Origin of the sequence: Xanthomonas sp. SS (assembly GCF_014236835.1) — a bacterium.
Classification (GTDB): domain Bacteria; phylum Pseudomonadota; class Gammaproteobacteria; order Xanthomonadales; family Xanthomonadaceae; genus Xanthomonas_A.
Genome location: NZ_CP051190.1, coordinates 2,857,010 through 2,870,252, shown reverse-complemented (window position 1 = coordinate 2,870,252; position 13,243 = coordinate 2,857,010). Strand labels below are relative to the sequence as shown.

At 70.1% G+C, this 13,243-nt stretch carries 15 protein-coding genes and 2 tRNA genes; 4 read left to right on the top strand and 13 right to left on the bottom strand.

Features of this window, described 5'->3' with window-relative positions; genetic code table 11:
* Positions 1 to 253: 253 nt before the first annotated feature.
* Positions 254 to 955 (bottom strand): pirin family protein, encoded by a 702-nt coding sequence (locus HEP74_RS11855; protein WP_185813057.1) that lies wholly within the window; start codon positions 953 to 955, stop codon positions 254 to 256.
* A gap of 160 nt (positions 956 to 1,115) precedes the next feature.
* Between HEP74_RS11855 and HEP74_RS11850 the strand changes: the two genes are divergently transcribed.
* Together HEP74_RS11850 and HEP74_RS11845 are read left to right on the top strand one after the other, a co-directional pair.
* Positions 1,116 to 2,042: a LysR substrate-binding domain-containing protein gene (locus tag HEP74_RS11850; protein WP_185813056.1), complete on the top strand. Its 927-nt coding sequence runs from the start codon at positions 1,116 to 1,118 to the stop codon at positions 2,040 to 2,042.
* A 103-nt stretch (positions 2,043 to 2,145) separates the two neighbouring features.
* On the top strand, positions 2,146 to 3,135 hold the full coding sequence (locus HEP74_RS11845) for a DedA family protein/thiosulfate sulfurtransferase GlpE (protein WP_185813055.1): 990 nt from the start codon (positions 2,146 to 2,148) through the stop codon (positions 3,133 to 3,135).
* A gap of 80 nt (positions 3,136 to 3,215) precedes the next feature.
* Here HEP74_RS11845 and HEP74_RS11840 read toward each other — a convergent pair.
* From HEP74_RS11840 to HEP74_RS11800, 9 genes are all read right to left on the bottom strand, one after another.
* Positions 3,216 to 3,292, bottom strand: a tRNA-Arg gene (locus tag HEP74_RS11840).
* Positions 3,293 to 3,452: 160 nt separating this feature from the next.
* Positions 3,453 to 3,529 (bottom strand) — tRNA-Arg (locus HEP74_RS11835).
* A 63-nt stretch (positions 3,530 to 3,592) separates the two neighbouring features.
* Complete coding sequence (locus tag HEP74_RS11830; RefSeq protein ID WP_185813054.1) at positions 3,593 to 4,444, bottom strand: alpha/beta hydrolase family protein; 852 nt, start codon at positions 4,442 to 4,444, stop codon at positions 3,593 to 3,595.
* Entirely contained in the window at positions 4,441 to 5,250 is an 810-nt protein-coding gene (gene thiD / locus HEP74_RS11825; RefSeq protein WP_185813053.1) for a bifunctional hydroxymethylpyrimidine kinase/phosphomethylpyrimidine kinase, read from the bottom strand. The genes HEP74_RS11830 and thiD overlap by 4 nt, the downstream gene beginning before the upstream one ends.
* Positions 5,251 to 5,293: 43 nt before the next feature.
* Positions 5,294 to 5,962 (bottom strand): YoaK family protein, encoded by a 669-nt coding sequence (locus HEP74_RS11820; protein ID WP_185813052.1) that lies wholly within the window; start codon positions 5,960 to 5,962, stop codon positions 5,294 to 5,296.
* Between the two features lie 69 nt (positions 5,963 to 6,031).
* A complete protein-coding gene (locus HEP74_RS11815) occupies positions 6,032 to 6,526 on the bottom strand; it encodes a hypothetical protein (protein ID WP_185813051.1) in 495 nt (164 codons plus the stop codon).
* Positions 6,523 to 7,923 carry a PhoH family protein gene (locus HEP74_RS11810; RefSeq protein WP_185813050.1) on the bottom strand — a complete coding sequence of 467 codons (1,401 nt, stop codon included), beginning with the start codon at positions 7,921 to 7,923 and terminating at the stop codon, positions 6,523 to 6,525. Before HEP74_RS11810 ends, HEP74_RS11815 begins: the two co-directional genes overlap by 4 nt.
* An 84-nt stretch (positions 7,924 to 8,007) precedes the next feature.
* A complete protein-coding gene (locus HEP74_RS11805; protein ID WP_009604221.1) occupies positions 8,008 to 8,487 on the bottom strand; it encodes a peroxiredoxin in 480 nt (159 codons plus the stop codon).
* A gap of 61 nt (positions 8,488 to 8,548) precedes the next feature.
* On the bottom strand, positions 8,549 to 9,124 hold the full coding sequence (locus tag HEP74_RS11800; protein ID WP_003475101.1) for a glycine cleavage system transcriptional repressor: 576 nt from the start codon (positions 9,122 to 9,124) through the stop codon (positions 8,549 to 8,551).
* Between the two features lie 162 nt (positions 9,125 to 9,286).
* Between HEP74_RS11800 and dapA the strand changes: the two genes are divergently transcribed.
* Together dapA and HEP74_RS11790 are read left to right on the top strand one after the other, a co-directional pair.
* Complete coding sequence (gene dapA / locus HEP74_RS11795; protein WP_185813049.1) at positions 9,287 to 10,195, top strand: 4-hydroxy-tetrahydrodipicolinate synthase; 909 nt, start codon at positions 9,287 to 9,289, stop codon at positions 10,193 to 10,195.
* Between the two features lie 18 nt (positions 10,196 to 10,213).
* Complete coding sequence (locus tag HEP74_RS11790; RefSeq protein WP_185813048.1) at positions 10,214 to 10,747, top strand: hypothetical protein; 534 nt, start codon at positions 10,214 to 10,216, stop codon at positions 10,745 to 10,747.
* A gap of 200 nt (positions 10,748 to 10,947) precedes the next feature.
* Here the strand turns inward: HEP74_RS11790 and fdxA are convergent, their stop codons facing one another.
* The 3 genes from fdxA to HEP74_RS11775 all read right to left on the bottom strand — a co-directional run bounded on the left by fdxA (position 10,948) and on the right by HEP74_RS11775 (position 13,242).
* A complete protein-coding gene (fdxA, locus tag HEP74_RS11785) occupies positions 10,948 to 11,271 on the bottom strand; it encodes a ferredoxin FdxA (protein WP_003475089.1) in 324 nt (107 codons plus the stop codon).
* 151 nt (positions 11,272 to 11,422) lie between these two features.
* Positions 11,423 to 12,322, bottom strand: a complete 900-nt coding sequence (locus HEP74_RS11780; protein WP_185813047.1) for a 2-dehydro-3-deoxygalactonokinase — start codon at positions 12,320 to 12,322, stop codon at positions 11,423 to 11,425.
* Positions 12,319 to 13,242, bottom strand: coding sequence for an SMP-30/gluconolactonase/LRE family protein (locus tag HEP74_RS11775; RefSeq protein WP_185813046.1), 924 nt, complete (start codon positions 13,240 to 13,242; stop codon positions 12,319 to 12,321). Before HEP74_RS11775 ends, HEP74_RS11780 begins: the two co-directional genes overlap by 4 nt.
* Between the last annotated feature and the right edge of the window lies 1 nt (position 13,243).

Sequence of the window (13,243 nt, the reverse complement as noted above, 5' to 3'; positions counted from 1 at the left end):
AGCGCAAGCATTGACGCGGGTACCGTGCAGGACGCGTCATGGCATTCCGAGAGAGGCGTGAGGAGCGCGCCGTACGGCGCCGCTTCCGCGTGTGGTGGCGCCGGAGATGTGCGGCGCAGAGGCATTGGGGAGTGAACAGCCGATGCCGCATCGCGGATGTGCGAGTGCATTGCGCCAACGCGAAGAACCCGCCATCGGGCGGGTTCTTCGTGCGCTGCCCGCGCTGTGGCAGCGCTCGGGCTGGCGCCGCGGCTCAGCGCGGCAGGTCGAACAACAGGAATTCCGTGTCCTGCGCGTCGGCGAAGTGCAGCTCGGTCTCGTCGACGGTCTGCGCCGCGTCGCCGGCCTTCAGTGACTGGCCATTGACCGTCAGCGCGCCGCGGATGACCTGCACGTAGGCGCCGCGTCCGTTCGCCAGCGCGTAGTCGACGCGCTCGGCGCCGTCCAGGATCGCCGCGTAGATGCGCGCATCCTGGTGGATCCGCACCGCACCGTCCTCGCCCTGCGGCGCGGCGATCAGGCGCAGCTGGCCGCGCTTGGTCTCCGGCGCGAAGTGCTTTTCCTCGTAGCCGGGTTCGATCCCGGCGCGTTCCGGCATCAGCCAGATCTGCAGGAAGTGCACCAGCTCGCTGGCGGAGTGGTTGAACTCGCTGTGGGTGACCCCGGAGCCGGCGCTCATGCGCTGCACGTCGCCGTAGCGCAGCACCGAACCGTTGCCCATGCTGTCCTTGTGCTCCAGCGCGCCTTCGAGCACGTAGGAGAGGATCTCCATGTCGCGGTGCGCATGGGTGCCGAAGCCCTGGCCCGGCTGCACCCGGTCCTCGTTGATCACCCGCAGCGGCCCGAAGCCCATGTGGCGCGGATCGTGGTAGTGGCCGAAGGAGAAGGTGTGGCGCGAGGATAGCCAGCCGTGCTCGGCGCGGCCACGGGTATCGCTGGTGCGGATCTGCAACATGGAAAGCTCCTGGTAGTGGCGGTATGTGCAAGTGGGTCGATAGCAGGGCGGCGGCGATATCTGCTTGATTTCGTGGCTGCCTTGCGGTGAGGACAAGTATCCGCACTGTTGCCGGGTTTGAAAAACGGATAGATTCGGGGTCTATCATCGAAAAATTCGAATGCTCAAGATCAGCCTCGACGCGCTGCAGATCATCGACGCCATCGACCGCCGCGGCTCGTTCTCGGCGGCCGGCAAGGCGCTGTACAAGGTGCCGTCCACGATTTCCTACACGGTGGCCAAGCTGGAGGAAGACCTGGGCGTGCAGCTGTTCGACCGCCTCGGACCGAAGGTGGCGCTCACCGCGGCCGGGGCCGAGTTGCTGCGCGAGGGCCGGCACCTGCTGCGCGCGGCCGGCGATCTGGAACTGCGGGTGCGCCGCGTCGCCTCCGGCTGGGAGACCGAGTTCGCGCTGGGCCTGGATTCGGTGTTCGCGCCGGACTGCCTGGCCGAAGACATCACCGCGTTCTATGCGGTCGCCGACCGGACCCGGCTGCGGATCGTGCAGGAATCGCTGTCCGGCACCTGGGAGGCGCTGCTGGACCGGCGCGTGGACCTGCTGGTCGGCGCGGCCGGGGAGGGGCCCAGCGGCGGCGGCTATGTGGCCGAAGCGTTCGGCACGCTGCCGTTCGTGTTCGTGGTCGCGCCCACCCATCCGTTGGCGCAGGAAGCCGAGCCGCTCGGCCGCAGTCAGTTGGCCGAGCATCGCGCGATCGCGGTCGCCGATTCGGCGCGGCGGCTGCTGCCGCGCACGGTCGGGCTGCTGTTCGGCCAGGATGCGCTGACCGTGCCGGACATGCGCAGCAAGTATCTGCTGCAGGTGGCCGGGCTGGGCTTCGGTTTCCTGCCCGAACCCTACGCGCGGGCGGCGCTGGCGCGCGGCGCGCTGCTGCGCAAGCAGGTCGAGGAGCCGAAGCCGGACGAGGTGTTCCAGTTGGCGTGGCGCAGCGGCGAGGAGGGCGCGGCGCTGGCCTGGTGGCGCGCGCGCATGCGCCAGTCGGGGGTGTTCGAGGCGTGGCTGGCGCGGCTACAGGCGCGATTGGACTGAGCGTGGGCGGGTCTGTTCCGCTGGTGGTGCGCCATTGCCCGCACCGGCTGGCGATGCCGGGAGGATAATGGCGCATCCTCTTTTTCCAGGCGCAGGCACGGCCATGCAGGAACTGATCGCGCGTTACGGCCTGGGCCTGGTCTTCGTCAATGTGCTGGCGTTGTCGCTGGGGCTGCCGGTACCGGCATTGCCGACGTTGATACTGGTCGGTGCGACCTATGCGCTGCTCGATGGCAGCGCGGTGTGGAGCAGCCTGCTGGCCGCGTTGTCGGTCTCGATCGTGGCCAGCCTGATCGGCGACCTGGTCTGGTTCGGCGCCGGCCGCCGCTACGGCAACCGCACGCTGCAGTCGTTGTGCCGCCTGTCGCTGTCGCGCGATACCTGCATGAAGCAGACCGAGCGCTTCTACACGCGCTGGGGCGTGCGCGTGCTGGCGGTGGCCAAGTTCGTGCCCGGCCTGTCGATGGTGTCGGTGCCGATGGCCGGGGCGATGCGGGTGCGCCCGGGCGCGTTCCTGCGCTACGACGCGCTGGGCGCGGCGCTGTGGGCCGGTTGCGGGCTGCTGCTGGGCCTGGCGTTCGCCGACCAGGTGCAGGACGTGCTCGACTGGCTGAGCCTGCTCGGCACGCGCGCGGTGCTGCTGCTGGCGGGCCTGCTCGTGCTCTATATCGGCTATCGCGCGTGGCGCCGGCATGCGTTGCTGAAGTCGATGGAGACGTTGCGCATCGACGTCGACGAGCTGTACGCGCTGATGCAGGGCGAGGCGGTGCCGGTGCTGCTGGACATCCGCGCGCCGGGCTATAGGGCGATCGAGCCGTTCGCGATTCCCGGTGCGCTGGAGGTGGACGATCGCCGCATCGACGCCATCGTCGCGGCGTTGCCGCGCGACCGCAAGATCGTCATCTACTGCGCCTGTCCGAACGAGGTGTCGGCGGCGGTGCTGGCCACGCGCCTGCGCCAGCGTCACTACGAGGACGTGGTGCCGCTGCGCGGCGGGCTGGATGCGTGGCGTGCGGCGGGCTATGCGGTGATCGAGCTGGGCGGCGGCGTGGCGGCGCAGGCGCCGGACATCGGCGGCAAGGTCGCCGCGTAAGCGCGCGCTTGCGGCGCGGGCAGGGGCAAACGGAAGGGCAAAAAAAACGACAAGCGCAGGCTTGTCGTTTTTCATCTGACTGGTGCGCCCGGAGAGATTCGAACTCCCGACCGCCTGGTTCGTAGCCAGGTACTCTATCCAACTGAGCTACGGGCGCGTCGTCAGGCGCGGGATTATTCCCGAGTTCGGCCGATTCGTCTACAGCGGCGTGCGCCGATGCGTCGTCGGGCTGCGCAATGTTGCGCTCGCATGCCTGCAAATGGCTGGCGAACACGCAAAAAAAAACGACAAACCGAGTTTGTCGTTTTTTATCTGACTGGTGCGCCCGGAGAGATTCGAACTCCCGACCGCCTGGTTCGTAGCCAGGTACTCTATCCAACTGAGCTACGGGCGCGTCGTCAGGAGCGGAATTATTACCGAGTCGCCCGGACCCGTCAATGCCCTTCGCGGAAAAAATTCAGTCTGCGCTGCCGAGCAGGGCCTGCGCCACGGCCGCCGGCCGCTTCATCCAGGCGAAATGGTCGGCCGCGGTGCCGAGCTGCGCCGCATCCAGCGAGCGCAGATCGAGCGTGCGCGGCGCCATTTTGCGCAGCAGGGCGCGCAGCGAGGTTTGCGGCGCCATCCAGTCGTCCTGCAGCAGCACGCCGCGCGCCGGTGCGCTCAACTGCGCCAGCAGCGTTTCCAGGTCCGCTGCCAGGCCTGCAGCCGCATAGCGGCCGCTCAGGCCCACCCGCGCCCAGTCCGCGATCAGCGAGCGCGCTTCGGTCCCGCCGAAGCCGAGCCTGCGCCCATGCAGCACGCCCTGGCGCCGCGCCAGCCACGGCAGGAAGCGGTATGCCAGCGGCAACAGATACCGGCGCGGCGCGGCGAAATGGCGCCAGTACGGCGTGCCGCTGGCGACCAGCCACAGCTGGGCGAAGGCCTGCGGATGCAGCGCGGCGTAGCAGCAGGCGATTTGCCCGCCGAGGCTGTGGCCGCCGATGGCCGGCGGCAGCGCGCTGTGCTGCGCGATCGCGGCGTGGCTCGCCGGGAGGTCCTCGCACAGCAGTTGCCGGTAGCCCCAGTCCTGCGTGCGCGACGGGCGCAGCGTGCTGCTGCCGTTGCCGCGCCATTCGCGCAGGAACACGGCCACGCCCTGCGCGGCCAGCGCTTCGGCGAACGGCAGGTAATGACGCGCGGCCACGCCCAGTGCGGGCAGCCACAGCAGGGCCTGGCGCGGCGCTGCGGGAATGCGTGCGAGCAGCGTCCAACGATGGCCGTCGCCGGCGCTGGCCGGCAGCGCCGCGCTCGCCAGCGCGTGGGTGCTCATGCGTGGCGCGCGGCGCCGAAGTGGTCCAGCACCAGCACCTCGCTGCGGCCGGGACGGTAGCCGCCCTGCAGCGCACGGGCGACATAGTCGATCGCCGCCTCGCAGGCCACCGGCAGCGCCAGTCCCTGGCATAGCTGCGCGGCGATCGCCGAGGCGAGGGTGCAGCCGGTGCCGTGCGCCTGCAGCGGCAGCCGCGCATGGCTGAATTCGCTGCGGCTGACGCCGTCGTCGTAGCGGTCGATGACCCGATGGCCTTCGTCCAGGTGGCCGCCCTTGAGCAGCACCGCCTGCGCGCCGGCCTCGAGCAGCGCGGCGGTGGCGTGCTCGGCATCGTCGGCGTTCTCGATCGCACGGCCCAGCAGCAGTTGCGCTTCCGGGGTGTTCGGGGTGACCAGTGTCGCCAGCGGCAGCAGGCGACGGCGCAGCGCATCCAGCGCGTCGTCTTCGAGCAGCTTGGCGCCGCTGGTCGCGACCATCACCGGGTCCAGCACCACGAACGGCGGGCGGTATTCCTCCAGCGCATCGGCGACCAGGTGGATCACCGCGGCGTTGGCGAGCATGCCGAGCTTGACCGCGCCGATGTCGAAATCGGCGAAGCAGGCGTCGATCTGCGCGCGCAGGAACGCCAGCGGCGGCACGTGCACGGCACTGACCCCGCGGGTGTGCTGTGCGGTCAGCGCGGCGATCGCCGACAGCCCGTGCACGCGATGCGCGGCGAAGGTCTTCAGGTCGGCCTGGATGCCGGCGCCGCCGCCCGAGTCGGTGCCGGCGATGCTCAGTGCGGATACGACGGTGGGTTCGCTCATGCGCCGATTGTGCAGCGCCTGCCGCGGCTTGGCGATCGCGGGCTCAGCGCTGCTGGCGGCGGTAGTGCGCCTGCAGCGCGTAGATGGTGCCGACCACGCCGGTCAGCAGCGCCGGCGCCAGTAGCGCATCGAAGCCGACATGGCGGTAGGCCCAGGCGCCGAGCACCCCGCCGAGCAGGAAGCCGCCGATGATCAGCAGGCTCAGGCGGATGCGCCGCCGCGGCAGCGGCAGGCCGCGCAAGGCCTGGCCCAGGCCGATGCCCAGGTCGGTGAACATGCCGGTCAGGTGGGTGGTGCGCACCACCGCGCCGCTGTAGGTGGTGGTCATCGCGTTCTGCAGGCCGCAGGCGCTGGCCGCCAACAGCGCGCCGAGCAGTTGCTGCTGCTTGAACGCCTGCATCGCCGCCAGCAGCAGCAATGCTTCCAAGGCAAGCGCCACGCCGTAGCGGCGGCCCAGGCGCAGCCGGCTGTCCTGCACCACGATGCCGCTGAGCACGGCGCCGCCGAGGAAGGCCAGCACCACGCCCAGCAGGTTGCCGATCACGCGCAGGTCGCCATCGGCCAACGCCGCGCCGAGCAGGGTTGTGGTGCCGGTCAGGTGGGTCACCGCCTGGTGCTCGAAACCCAGATAACCGACCACGTTGACCATGCCGGCGACGCAGGCCAGCGCGCCGGCGAACGCCCAGGCCCAGCGCGGCAGCTCGAAGTTCATGCGCCGCGGCGGCGCCGCCGCGCGGCGCGCGACGGGCTGGGCGAGGGCGGCCGGCGCATGCGCCGCGGCCTACTTCGCGCCGTTGGCGGCGATCTCGGAGAACGTGCCGCTGTCCGGGTCGAACACCGCACCCCAGAAGCTGCCGCCACCGCCGCACACGCGCACCGCATCGACGCTGGGATCCAGCGCGCTGTCGTCGCGCGGCTTGAACGCGTTGACGTAGATCGCCTGCTTGCCGCGGTAGAGGATGCCGACGTACTGGCGGTCGTAGCTGCCTGGATCGGCGATCGCGGGCTGCAGTTGCGCCAGTCGCGTTTCCAACTGCGCGACCTGCTCCACGCTCGGCGCCCAGTAGCCGCTCACCGCGCCGTCGTGGCGCGCCGGGCTGTCGCGCGAACAGGTGTCGAGCACCTGCGCGGCGGTGCTGTTGCGGGTGACGATCCACGACTGCCCTGCCTTGATCGCGGTCGGCACGCTGGCCGGCCCGCGCGTGGTGGTACACGCGCCGAGCAGGGCCAGGGCCAGCGCGGCGCCGCCGAGGCGGCGTGCGCTGGCGGCGTTCACAGCACCTCCGAGGCGTAGTCGGCCAGGCGCGAGCGCTCGCCGCGGCGCAGGGTGACGTGCGCGCTGTGCGGCCAGGCCTTGAACCGGTCCACCGCATAGGTCAGGCCCGAGGTGGTCTCGGTCAGGTACGGCGTGTCGATCTGCTCGACGTTGCCCAGGCACACGATCTTGGTGCCGGGGCCAGCGCGGGTGATCAGCGTCTTCATCTGCTTCGGGGTCAGGTTCTGCGCTTCGTCCAGGATCAGGTAGCGCGACAGGAAGGTGCGCCCGCGCATGAAGTTCATCGAGCGGATCTTGATCCGGCTGGCGAGCAGGTCGTTGGTCGCCGCGCGGCCCCAGGCGCCGCCTTCCTGGTTGTGGGTCAGCACTTCCAGGTTGTCGGTCAGCGCGCCCATCCACGGCGTCATCTTCTCTTCCTCGGTGCCGGGCAGGAAACCGATGTCCTCGCCGACGCTGACCGTGGCGCGGGTCATGATGATCTCGCGGTAGCGCTGCTGGTCCATGGTCTGCGCCAGGCCCGCCGCCAGCGCCAGCAGGGTCTTGCCAGTGCCGGCGGTGCCGAGCAGGGTGACGAAGTCGATCTCCGGGTCCATCAGCGCGTTGAGCGCGAAGTTCTGCTCGCGGTTGCGCGCGGCGATGCCCCACACCGCGTGCTGGCCGCTGCGGAAATCGTCGACCAGCGCCAGCGTCGCCTTGCGCTCGCCGCTGACCTTGACCACGCGCAGTTCCACTTCGTCGTCGCCGGGCAGGTACAGGTACTGGTTCGGATGCCAGTCCTCGTCGTCGGCCAGCGCGATTTCATAGCAGGTGCGGCCGCGGTCGCTCCAGCTGCGCAGGTCCTGGTTGTGCTTCTGCCAGAAATCCTCCGGTAGCTCGATCGCGCCGGTATACAGCAGGCTGAAATCGTCGAGCGCGCGGTCGTTCTCGTAGTCTTCGGCGCTCAGGCCGCTGATCGCCGCCTTGATTCGCAGGTTGATGTCCTTGGACACCAGGATCACCGGCGTTTCCGGGCCGTCCTCGCGCAGCGCCAGCACCGCGGCCAGGATCTTGTTGTCCGGCGCCACGGTGCCGAAGCTGCGACCGGGCTCGACCGGGCGGGTCTGGAAGTACAGCCGGCCGATGCTGCCGCTGCTCTTGAGCTGGATGCCCTGCGGATGGCTGAGCGGGATGCCCGACTCGATCTGCTCGGCGCCGGCGCCCTCGATCAGCTCGTTGAGGAAACGGCTGACCTGGCGCGCGTTGCGGCTGACTTCGGACATGCCCTTCTTGGCGTTGTCCAGCTCCTCGATCACCTGCATCGGCAGGAACACGTCGTGCTCCTCGAACTTGAACAGCGCGGTCGGGTCGTGCATCAGCACGTTGGTATCCAGCACGTAGATGCGCTTGCCTCGGGTCATCGTGGATTCCTGGGAATGGGACAGGGAAAGACCATCACCGCCTGCGCAGGGCAGGGTGATGCGACGTGCGGGAAACGCGAATGATCACTGCTGGGCGGCGGCCTGCAGTGCGTCGAACACGGCCTGGGCGTGGCCGGGTACCTTGACCTTGCGCCAGCTGCGCAGCAGCCGGCCCGAGGGCGAGATCAGGAAGGTGCTGCGCTCGATGCCGAGCACCTGGCGGCCGTACATGTTCTTTTCCTTGATCACGTCGAACGCGCGGCACAGGGCCTCGTCGGCGTCGCTGACCAGCGGGAAACGGAAGCCCTGCTTGGCGCAGAAGTTGTCGTGCGACTTCAGCGAATCGCGCGAGACGCCGAGCACGGCGGCGTTGGCCTGCTCGAACTGCGGCAGCAGCGCGTTGAAGTCGATGCCCTCGGTGGTGCAGCCGGGGGTGCTGTCCTTCGGATAGAAATACAGCACCAGCCAGCGGCCGGCGTAATCGCCGAGCGTGGCGCTGGCGCCGCCGGACAACGCCAGCGGCAATGCCAGCGTGGTGCGGTCCAGGGTGTCGCCGTCCTTCATGGGGTGTCCTCCGCGTGCATCGCCATCATCTGCGTTCCACTGCGTCGATGTCCAGCGCGGATCAGAACTTCATCGGGTCCATGATCGCGTCCAGGTTCAGGTGGTCGCAGAACTCGAGGAAATCGTCGCGCAGCGCGGCGATGTGCATGTTCGCCGGCACCCCGATCGTCACCTGCGCCGAGAACATCTCCGCGCCGGTCTGCATCGCGCGGTAGCGGGTGCTCTGCAGGTTCTCGATGGTGATGCCCTGGCGGTCGAAGAAGTCCGCCAGCTGGAACAGGATGCCCGGCTTGTCGGCGGCGATGACCTCGACGATGTAGGGCAGCAGGTTGGATTGCGCCTGCTTGGCGCCGGTGCGGTACCACACCAGCTTCATGCCTTCCTCGCGGTCTAGCCGGGTCAGCATGGCTTCGAGCTTGGCCACCGCGTCCCACGAGCCGGTCGCCAGCGCAGTCACCGACACGTCGCGGCCGACCGTAGCCAGGCGCGCATCGACGAGATTGCAGCCGCTGTCGGCGATACGCCGCGTCACCGGCAACAGCGGCGACTCCGGATGCGTCGTATAGGCGTTGATCAGGAGGTGGTTTTCGGTCGGCGCGGGCCGGGGCGTGGTGTCTGTCAAAGGGGCTTCCGGCATTGCGTAGGATTGCGTAAGGCTGAACGGCGTCCGGGCGGTCGCTCGGTGCAGTATGCAGCATACTTGCCCGCGCTTTCGGGCCGCAAGTAACATGCGGGACGAATCGAAGTCCGTGCAGGCCGCACGCGGCCCTTTCTACCTACACAGCGAGCATCAGGCATCTTGTCCCTCTCCGGCATCATCACCGCCCTGGCCACGCCCTTCCAGGGCAATGGCGACCTTGACCTCGACGCCTGGCAGCGGCTGCTCAAACGGCAGCTGGACGGCGGCGTGCAGGGCGTGGTGGTGGCGGGATCGACCGGCGAGGCGGCCACGCTGCTGGACGAAGAGTACGACCTGATCCTGCGCGAGGCGGCGCAGGCGCTCGGCGGGCGCGTGCCGCTGCTGGCCGGCACCGGCCTGTCCGGCACCGCCAAGACCGTCGCGCTGACCCGCCGCGCCGCGGCCAACGGCGCGCAGTACGCGCTGGTGGTGACCCCGCCGTACGTGCGTCCGACCCAGGCCGGCCTGCTCGCGCACTACCTGCAGGTGGCCGAGCACGGCGGCCTGCCGGTGGTGCTGTACAACGTGCCCGGGCGCACCGGCTGCGATCTGCTGCCGGAGACGGTGGCGCAGCTGGCGCAGCATCCTCAGATCGTCGGCATCAAGGAAGCCAGCAGCGATCCGCAGCGCATCGCCGCGCTGCTGGCGTTGCGTAGCGACGGCTTCGCCGTGCTCAGCGGCGACGATGGCAGCGCTGCGCAGGCCATGCTCGGCGGCTACGACGGGCTGATCTCGGTCGCCTCCAACGCCTTGCCGGCCGCCTACCGCCGCCTGTGCGACCTGGCGCGCGCGCGCCAGGCCGAGCCGGCGCAGGCCTGGGACGCGCGCCTGCAGCCGTTCCACGCCTTCTGCGGCATCGAATCCAACCCGATCCCGGTCAAGGCGCTGCTGCAGCGCGCCGGTATCGGCCAGGGGCTGCGGCTGCCGCTGCTGCCGCTGTCCGCGGCGCACCACGCCACGGCCGACCGTCTCGCCACCGACGCAGCCGCGTTGGAAGAACTATCCAGCCGCGAAACGCTCGCGGCCTGACCCTCAGGAGATTTATCGATGCGTGCTTCCGTTCCCTACGTCCGCGTGCTGTCGGCCGCCGTGCTGGCGACCACCATGGTCGCGGCCACCAGCGGTTGCAGCTGGTTCCACAAGGGCAAGCCGCGCGGCGACTATGCGCTGGCTCCCGAAGCGCGTCCGCTGGAAGTGCCGCCGGATCTGACCGCGCCGGACACCTCGGCGGCGATGAAGGTGCCGGCGCTGGCCTCGGCCACGCAGCGCCCCGGCGCCAGCAGCGCGCCGGGCCAGGCGCCGGCGGCGTCGAACAGCGGTTTCGTGGTGCCGGGCGCGCGCGATCAGGTGTTCGGCCAGGTCGGCGACGCGCTGGGCGGCATCGAGGGCGTCACCATCGCCAGCCGTGCGCAGGTGTTGGGCTCCTACGACGTAGCCTACGAAGGCAGCAACTTCCTGGTCCGCGTGGTTGCGGTGGATGCCGGCGTGTACGTGTCGGCGGTCGATCCGCGCGGCATGCCGGCCAACGGCGATGCCCCGGTCAAGCTGATCGCGGCGCTGAAGGCCAAGCTCGGCCATTGAGCCGGCATCGCTGGCCGGCGTTCGCGCCGGCTGTTGCGATAAACAGAGACGGGCGCCGCAGGGCGCCCGTTTCGTTTTGGAGAGGATGCTGGCGCGGTTCCAGGAAACCCTTGTAGCAGCGGCTTCAGCCGCAACAGGCGTTACCGATGGAGCCTGTCGCGGCTGAAGCCGCTCCTACAACAACCGCTCTGCCTCGACGGCTACTTCAGCAGCAGCGGCAGCTTGTTCGGCTTGCCGTCCCACTCGGCGGCGTCGGGCAGCGGTTCCTGGCGCGTGGTCAGCACCGGCCAGGCCTTGGCCAGCTCCGCGTTGAGCGCGACGAAGCCTTCCTGACCGGCCGGCACGTCGTCCTCGGGATAGATCGCGTTGGCCGGGCACTCCGGCTCGCACAGGGTGCAGTCGATGCACTCGTCCGGATCGATCACCATGAAATTGGGACCCACGTGGAAACAATCCACGGGACACACTTCCACGCAGTCGGTGTATTTGCACTTGATGCAGTTTTCGGTGACGACAAAAGGCATGGTTCGATCCGGCGGTTAAGCGCGCAATTCTAAAGCAGTCGGCGCCGGTGCGTGGAGAACGCGTGGTGGCGGTGGCGGCGCGGGTCCCGCCGCGCCGCGGCCGGCAGGCCGTGCGGCACGGCTTGTAGGCGGCGCCGGGGGCGTGCGGGGATCAGTCGCCGATACCGCCGTGGCGTTGCGCCAGGCGGTACAGGCCGCGTGCGGCGAGGTCTTCCGGGTGGCTGTGGACCAAGCTGCCCAGCGCGCGCAGCGCATGCGCGTAGCGGTTCAGCAGGCCGCTGCCGCCGATCAGGTGCACGCTCGGCGCCAGCGGCAGGCGCGCGCGCAGTTCGTGGCCGATCAGCAGGCCGGACAGGTAGGACGGCGCGGCGGCCGCGTTCAGCCGCTCGAACAGGCCCAGGCTGCGCACGCCGAACAGGTGGTGCAGCAGGCCGCCGGACTCGCCGCTGCGCTGCAGGCCGGCGTCGAAGCCGGTCTCGTCGAAATGCCCGTCGTCGGCATCCATCAATCGCGCCAACAGGCTGTGCTGGCGCAGCAGCGCGTACAGCTCGCCGGTCATCATCGTGGCCAGGGCGGCGATGCGGCCGTGTTGCAGGTCGACCCATTTGCTGTGGGTGCCGGGCAGGCACACGCTGTGGCCGGCTGCACCCGGTGCGTCCTGCGCGAGCACGTCGAGCAGCCCGATCAGCTGGGTCTCCTCGCCGCGCATCACGTCCGGCACCGCCTCGGCGCTGCTGGCCACGCCGGGCACGAACCACAGCGTGCGCCCGGGCAGGGCCGGGTCGTGCAGCGGCTGCATCGCCGCGGCCAGCGCGGCGGCGTCGGCCGGGCAGGGCGCGTAGGGCAGTTCGATCCAGCCGTTGCGGCTGCCGATCATGCCGCACAGCACCACGTCGCCGGGCCAGCCGTCGATCAGCGCCGCCAGGGTCGCGGCGAAGCGGCCCTGGCAGGCGCCGATGCCCTGGTCGCTGCGGCGCTGCTCGAGGACGCGGCCATCGGCTGCGAGCCGGTAGCCGCGCAGGCTGCTGGTGCCCCAATCGATGGCGATCATGCGCTGGCGATACGTCCTTCGGGCAGGCCGGCGACGCCGACCGCGGCGACGAACAGCCCGCCGGCCTGCGGCGTGCTCAACAGTTCGTCGTCGGCGTGGTCCATGCGCGAGGTGCTCAGGTACAGAGTGCGGCCGTCGGCGCCACCCAGCGCCGGGCAGGTGGGGTGCTTGACCGGCAGCGCGACGCTGCGTTCGACGCTGCCGTCGGGCCGGTAGCGGACCACGCGCCAGGCGCGCCACTGCGCGTTCCACAGGTGGCCTTCGGCATCGACGATGGCGCCGTCGGGTTCGGCGCCGGGGTGGTCGAGTCCGGCGAACACGCGGCTGTTGCTGGTCTGCGCGTTGGCGGCGTCGTAGTCGCAGCACAGGATCTGCGGGCGCACCGAGTCGCAGTAGTACAGCGTGCGGCCGTCGGCGCTGAAGCAGATCGCGTTGGGGATCGCCACGCCGGGCAGCGGCAGGCGGCGCAGGCCATGGCGTGCGGACCACTGGTAGAAGCTGCCGACCGGGGCCTGGTCGGCGCGTTCGCTCATGGTGCCGAACACGAAGTTGCCGTGGCGGTCGGCGCGGCCGTCGTTGGCGCGGGTGTCGTCGCGCTCCGGTTCCAGGTCGGCGAGCTTGTGCAGCGGCAGGTCGGTCGCGTCGGCGGCGCTGGCGTCGGGATCGGCGGCGTACACGCCCTTGGCCAGCGCCAGCAGCAGGCGGCCGTCGTCGAACAGGCCCAGGCAGCCGGGGCGATCAGGCAGGGCCCAGTGCCGCGTGGCGCCGCTGGCCGGGTCGTGGCGCCACAGCTGGCGTCCGTCGATGTCGACCCAGAACAGCGCTTGCCGGCGTTCGCACCAGACCACGCCTTCGCCGTGGGTGCAGCGGCTGTCCACCGCCAGCGTGGCGGTGTGGGCGGGGGAGGACGTAGCGTTCATG

Coding starts and splice junctions, on each gene's coding strand:
- HEP74_RS11780 (WP_185813047.1), bottom strand. CDS start 12,322: ATGATCGCCATCGATTGGGGCACCAGCAGCCTGCGCGGCTACCGGCTC.
- HEP74_RS11830 (WP_185813054.1), bottom strand. CDS start 4,444: ATGAGCACCCACGCGCTGGCGAGCGCGGCGCTGCCGGCCAGCGCCGGC.
- thiD (WP_185813053.1), bottom strand. CDS start 5,250: ATGAGCGAACCCACCGTCGTATCCGCACTGAGCATCGCCGGCACCGAC.
- HEP74_RS11855 (WP_185813057.1), bottom strand. CDS start 955: ATGTTGCAGATCCGCACCAGCGATACCCGTGGCCGCGCCGAGCACGGC.
- HEP74_RS11845 (WP_185813055.1), top strand. CDS start 2,146: ATGCAGGAACTGATCGCGCGTTACGGCCTGGGCCTGGTCTTCGTCAAT.
- HEP74_RS11810 (WP_185813050.1), bottom strand. CDS start 7,923: ATGACCCGAGGCAAGCGCATCTACGTGCTGGATACCAACGTGCTGATG.
- HEP74_RS11790 (WP_185813048.1), top strand. CDS start 10,214: ATGCGTGCTTCCGTTCCCTACGTCCGCGTGCTGTCGGCCGCCGTGCTG.
- HEP74_RS11850 (WP_185813056.1), top strand. CDS start 1,116: ATGCTCAAGATCAGCCTCGACGCGCTGCAGATCATCGACGCCATCGAC.
- fdxA (WP_003475089.1), bottom strand. CDS start 11,271: ATGCCTTTTGTCGTCACCGAAAACTGCATCAAGTGCAAATACACCGAC.
- HEP74_RS11775 (WP_185813046.1), bottom strand. CDS start 13,242: ATGAACGCTACGTCCTCCCCCGCCCACACCGCCACGCTGGCGGTGGAC.
- HEP74_RS11800 (WP_003475101.1), bottom strand. CDS start 9,124: ATGCCGGAAGCCCCTTTGACAGACACCACGCCCCGGCCCGCGCCGACC.
- HEP74_RS11805 (WP_009604221.1), bottom strand. CDS start 8,487: ATGAAGGACGGCGACACCCTGGACCGCACCACGCTGGCATTGCCGCTG.
- HEP74_RS11820 (WP_185813052.1), bottom strand. CDS start 5,962: ATGAACTTCGAGCTGCCGCGCTGGGCCTGGGCGTTCGCCGGCGCGCTG.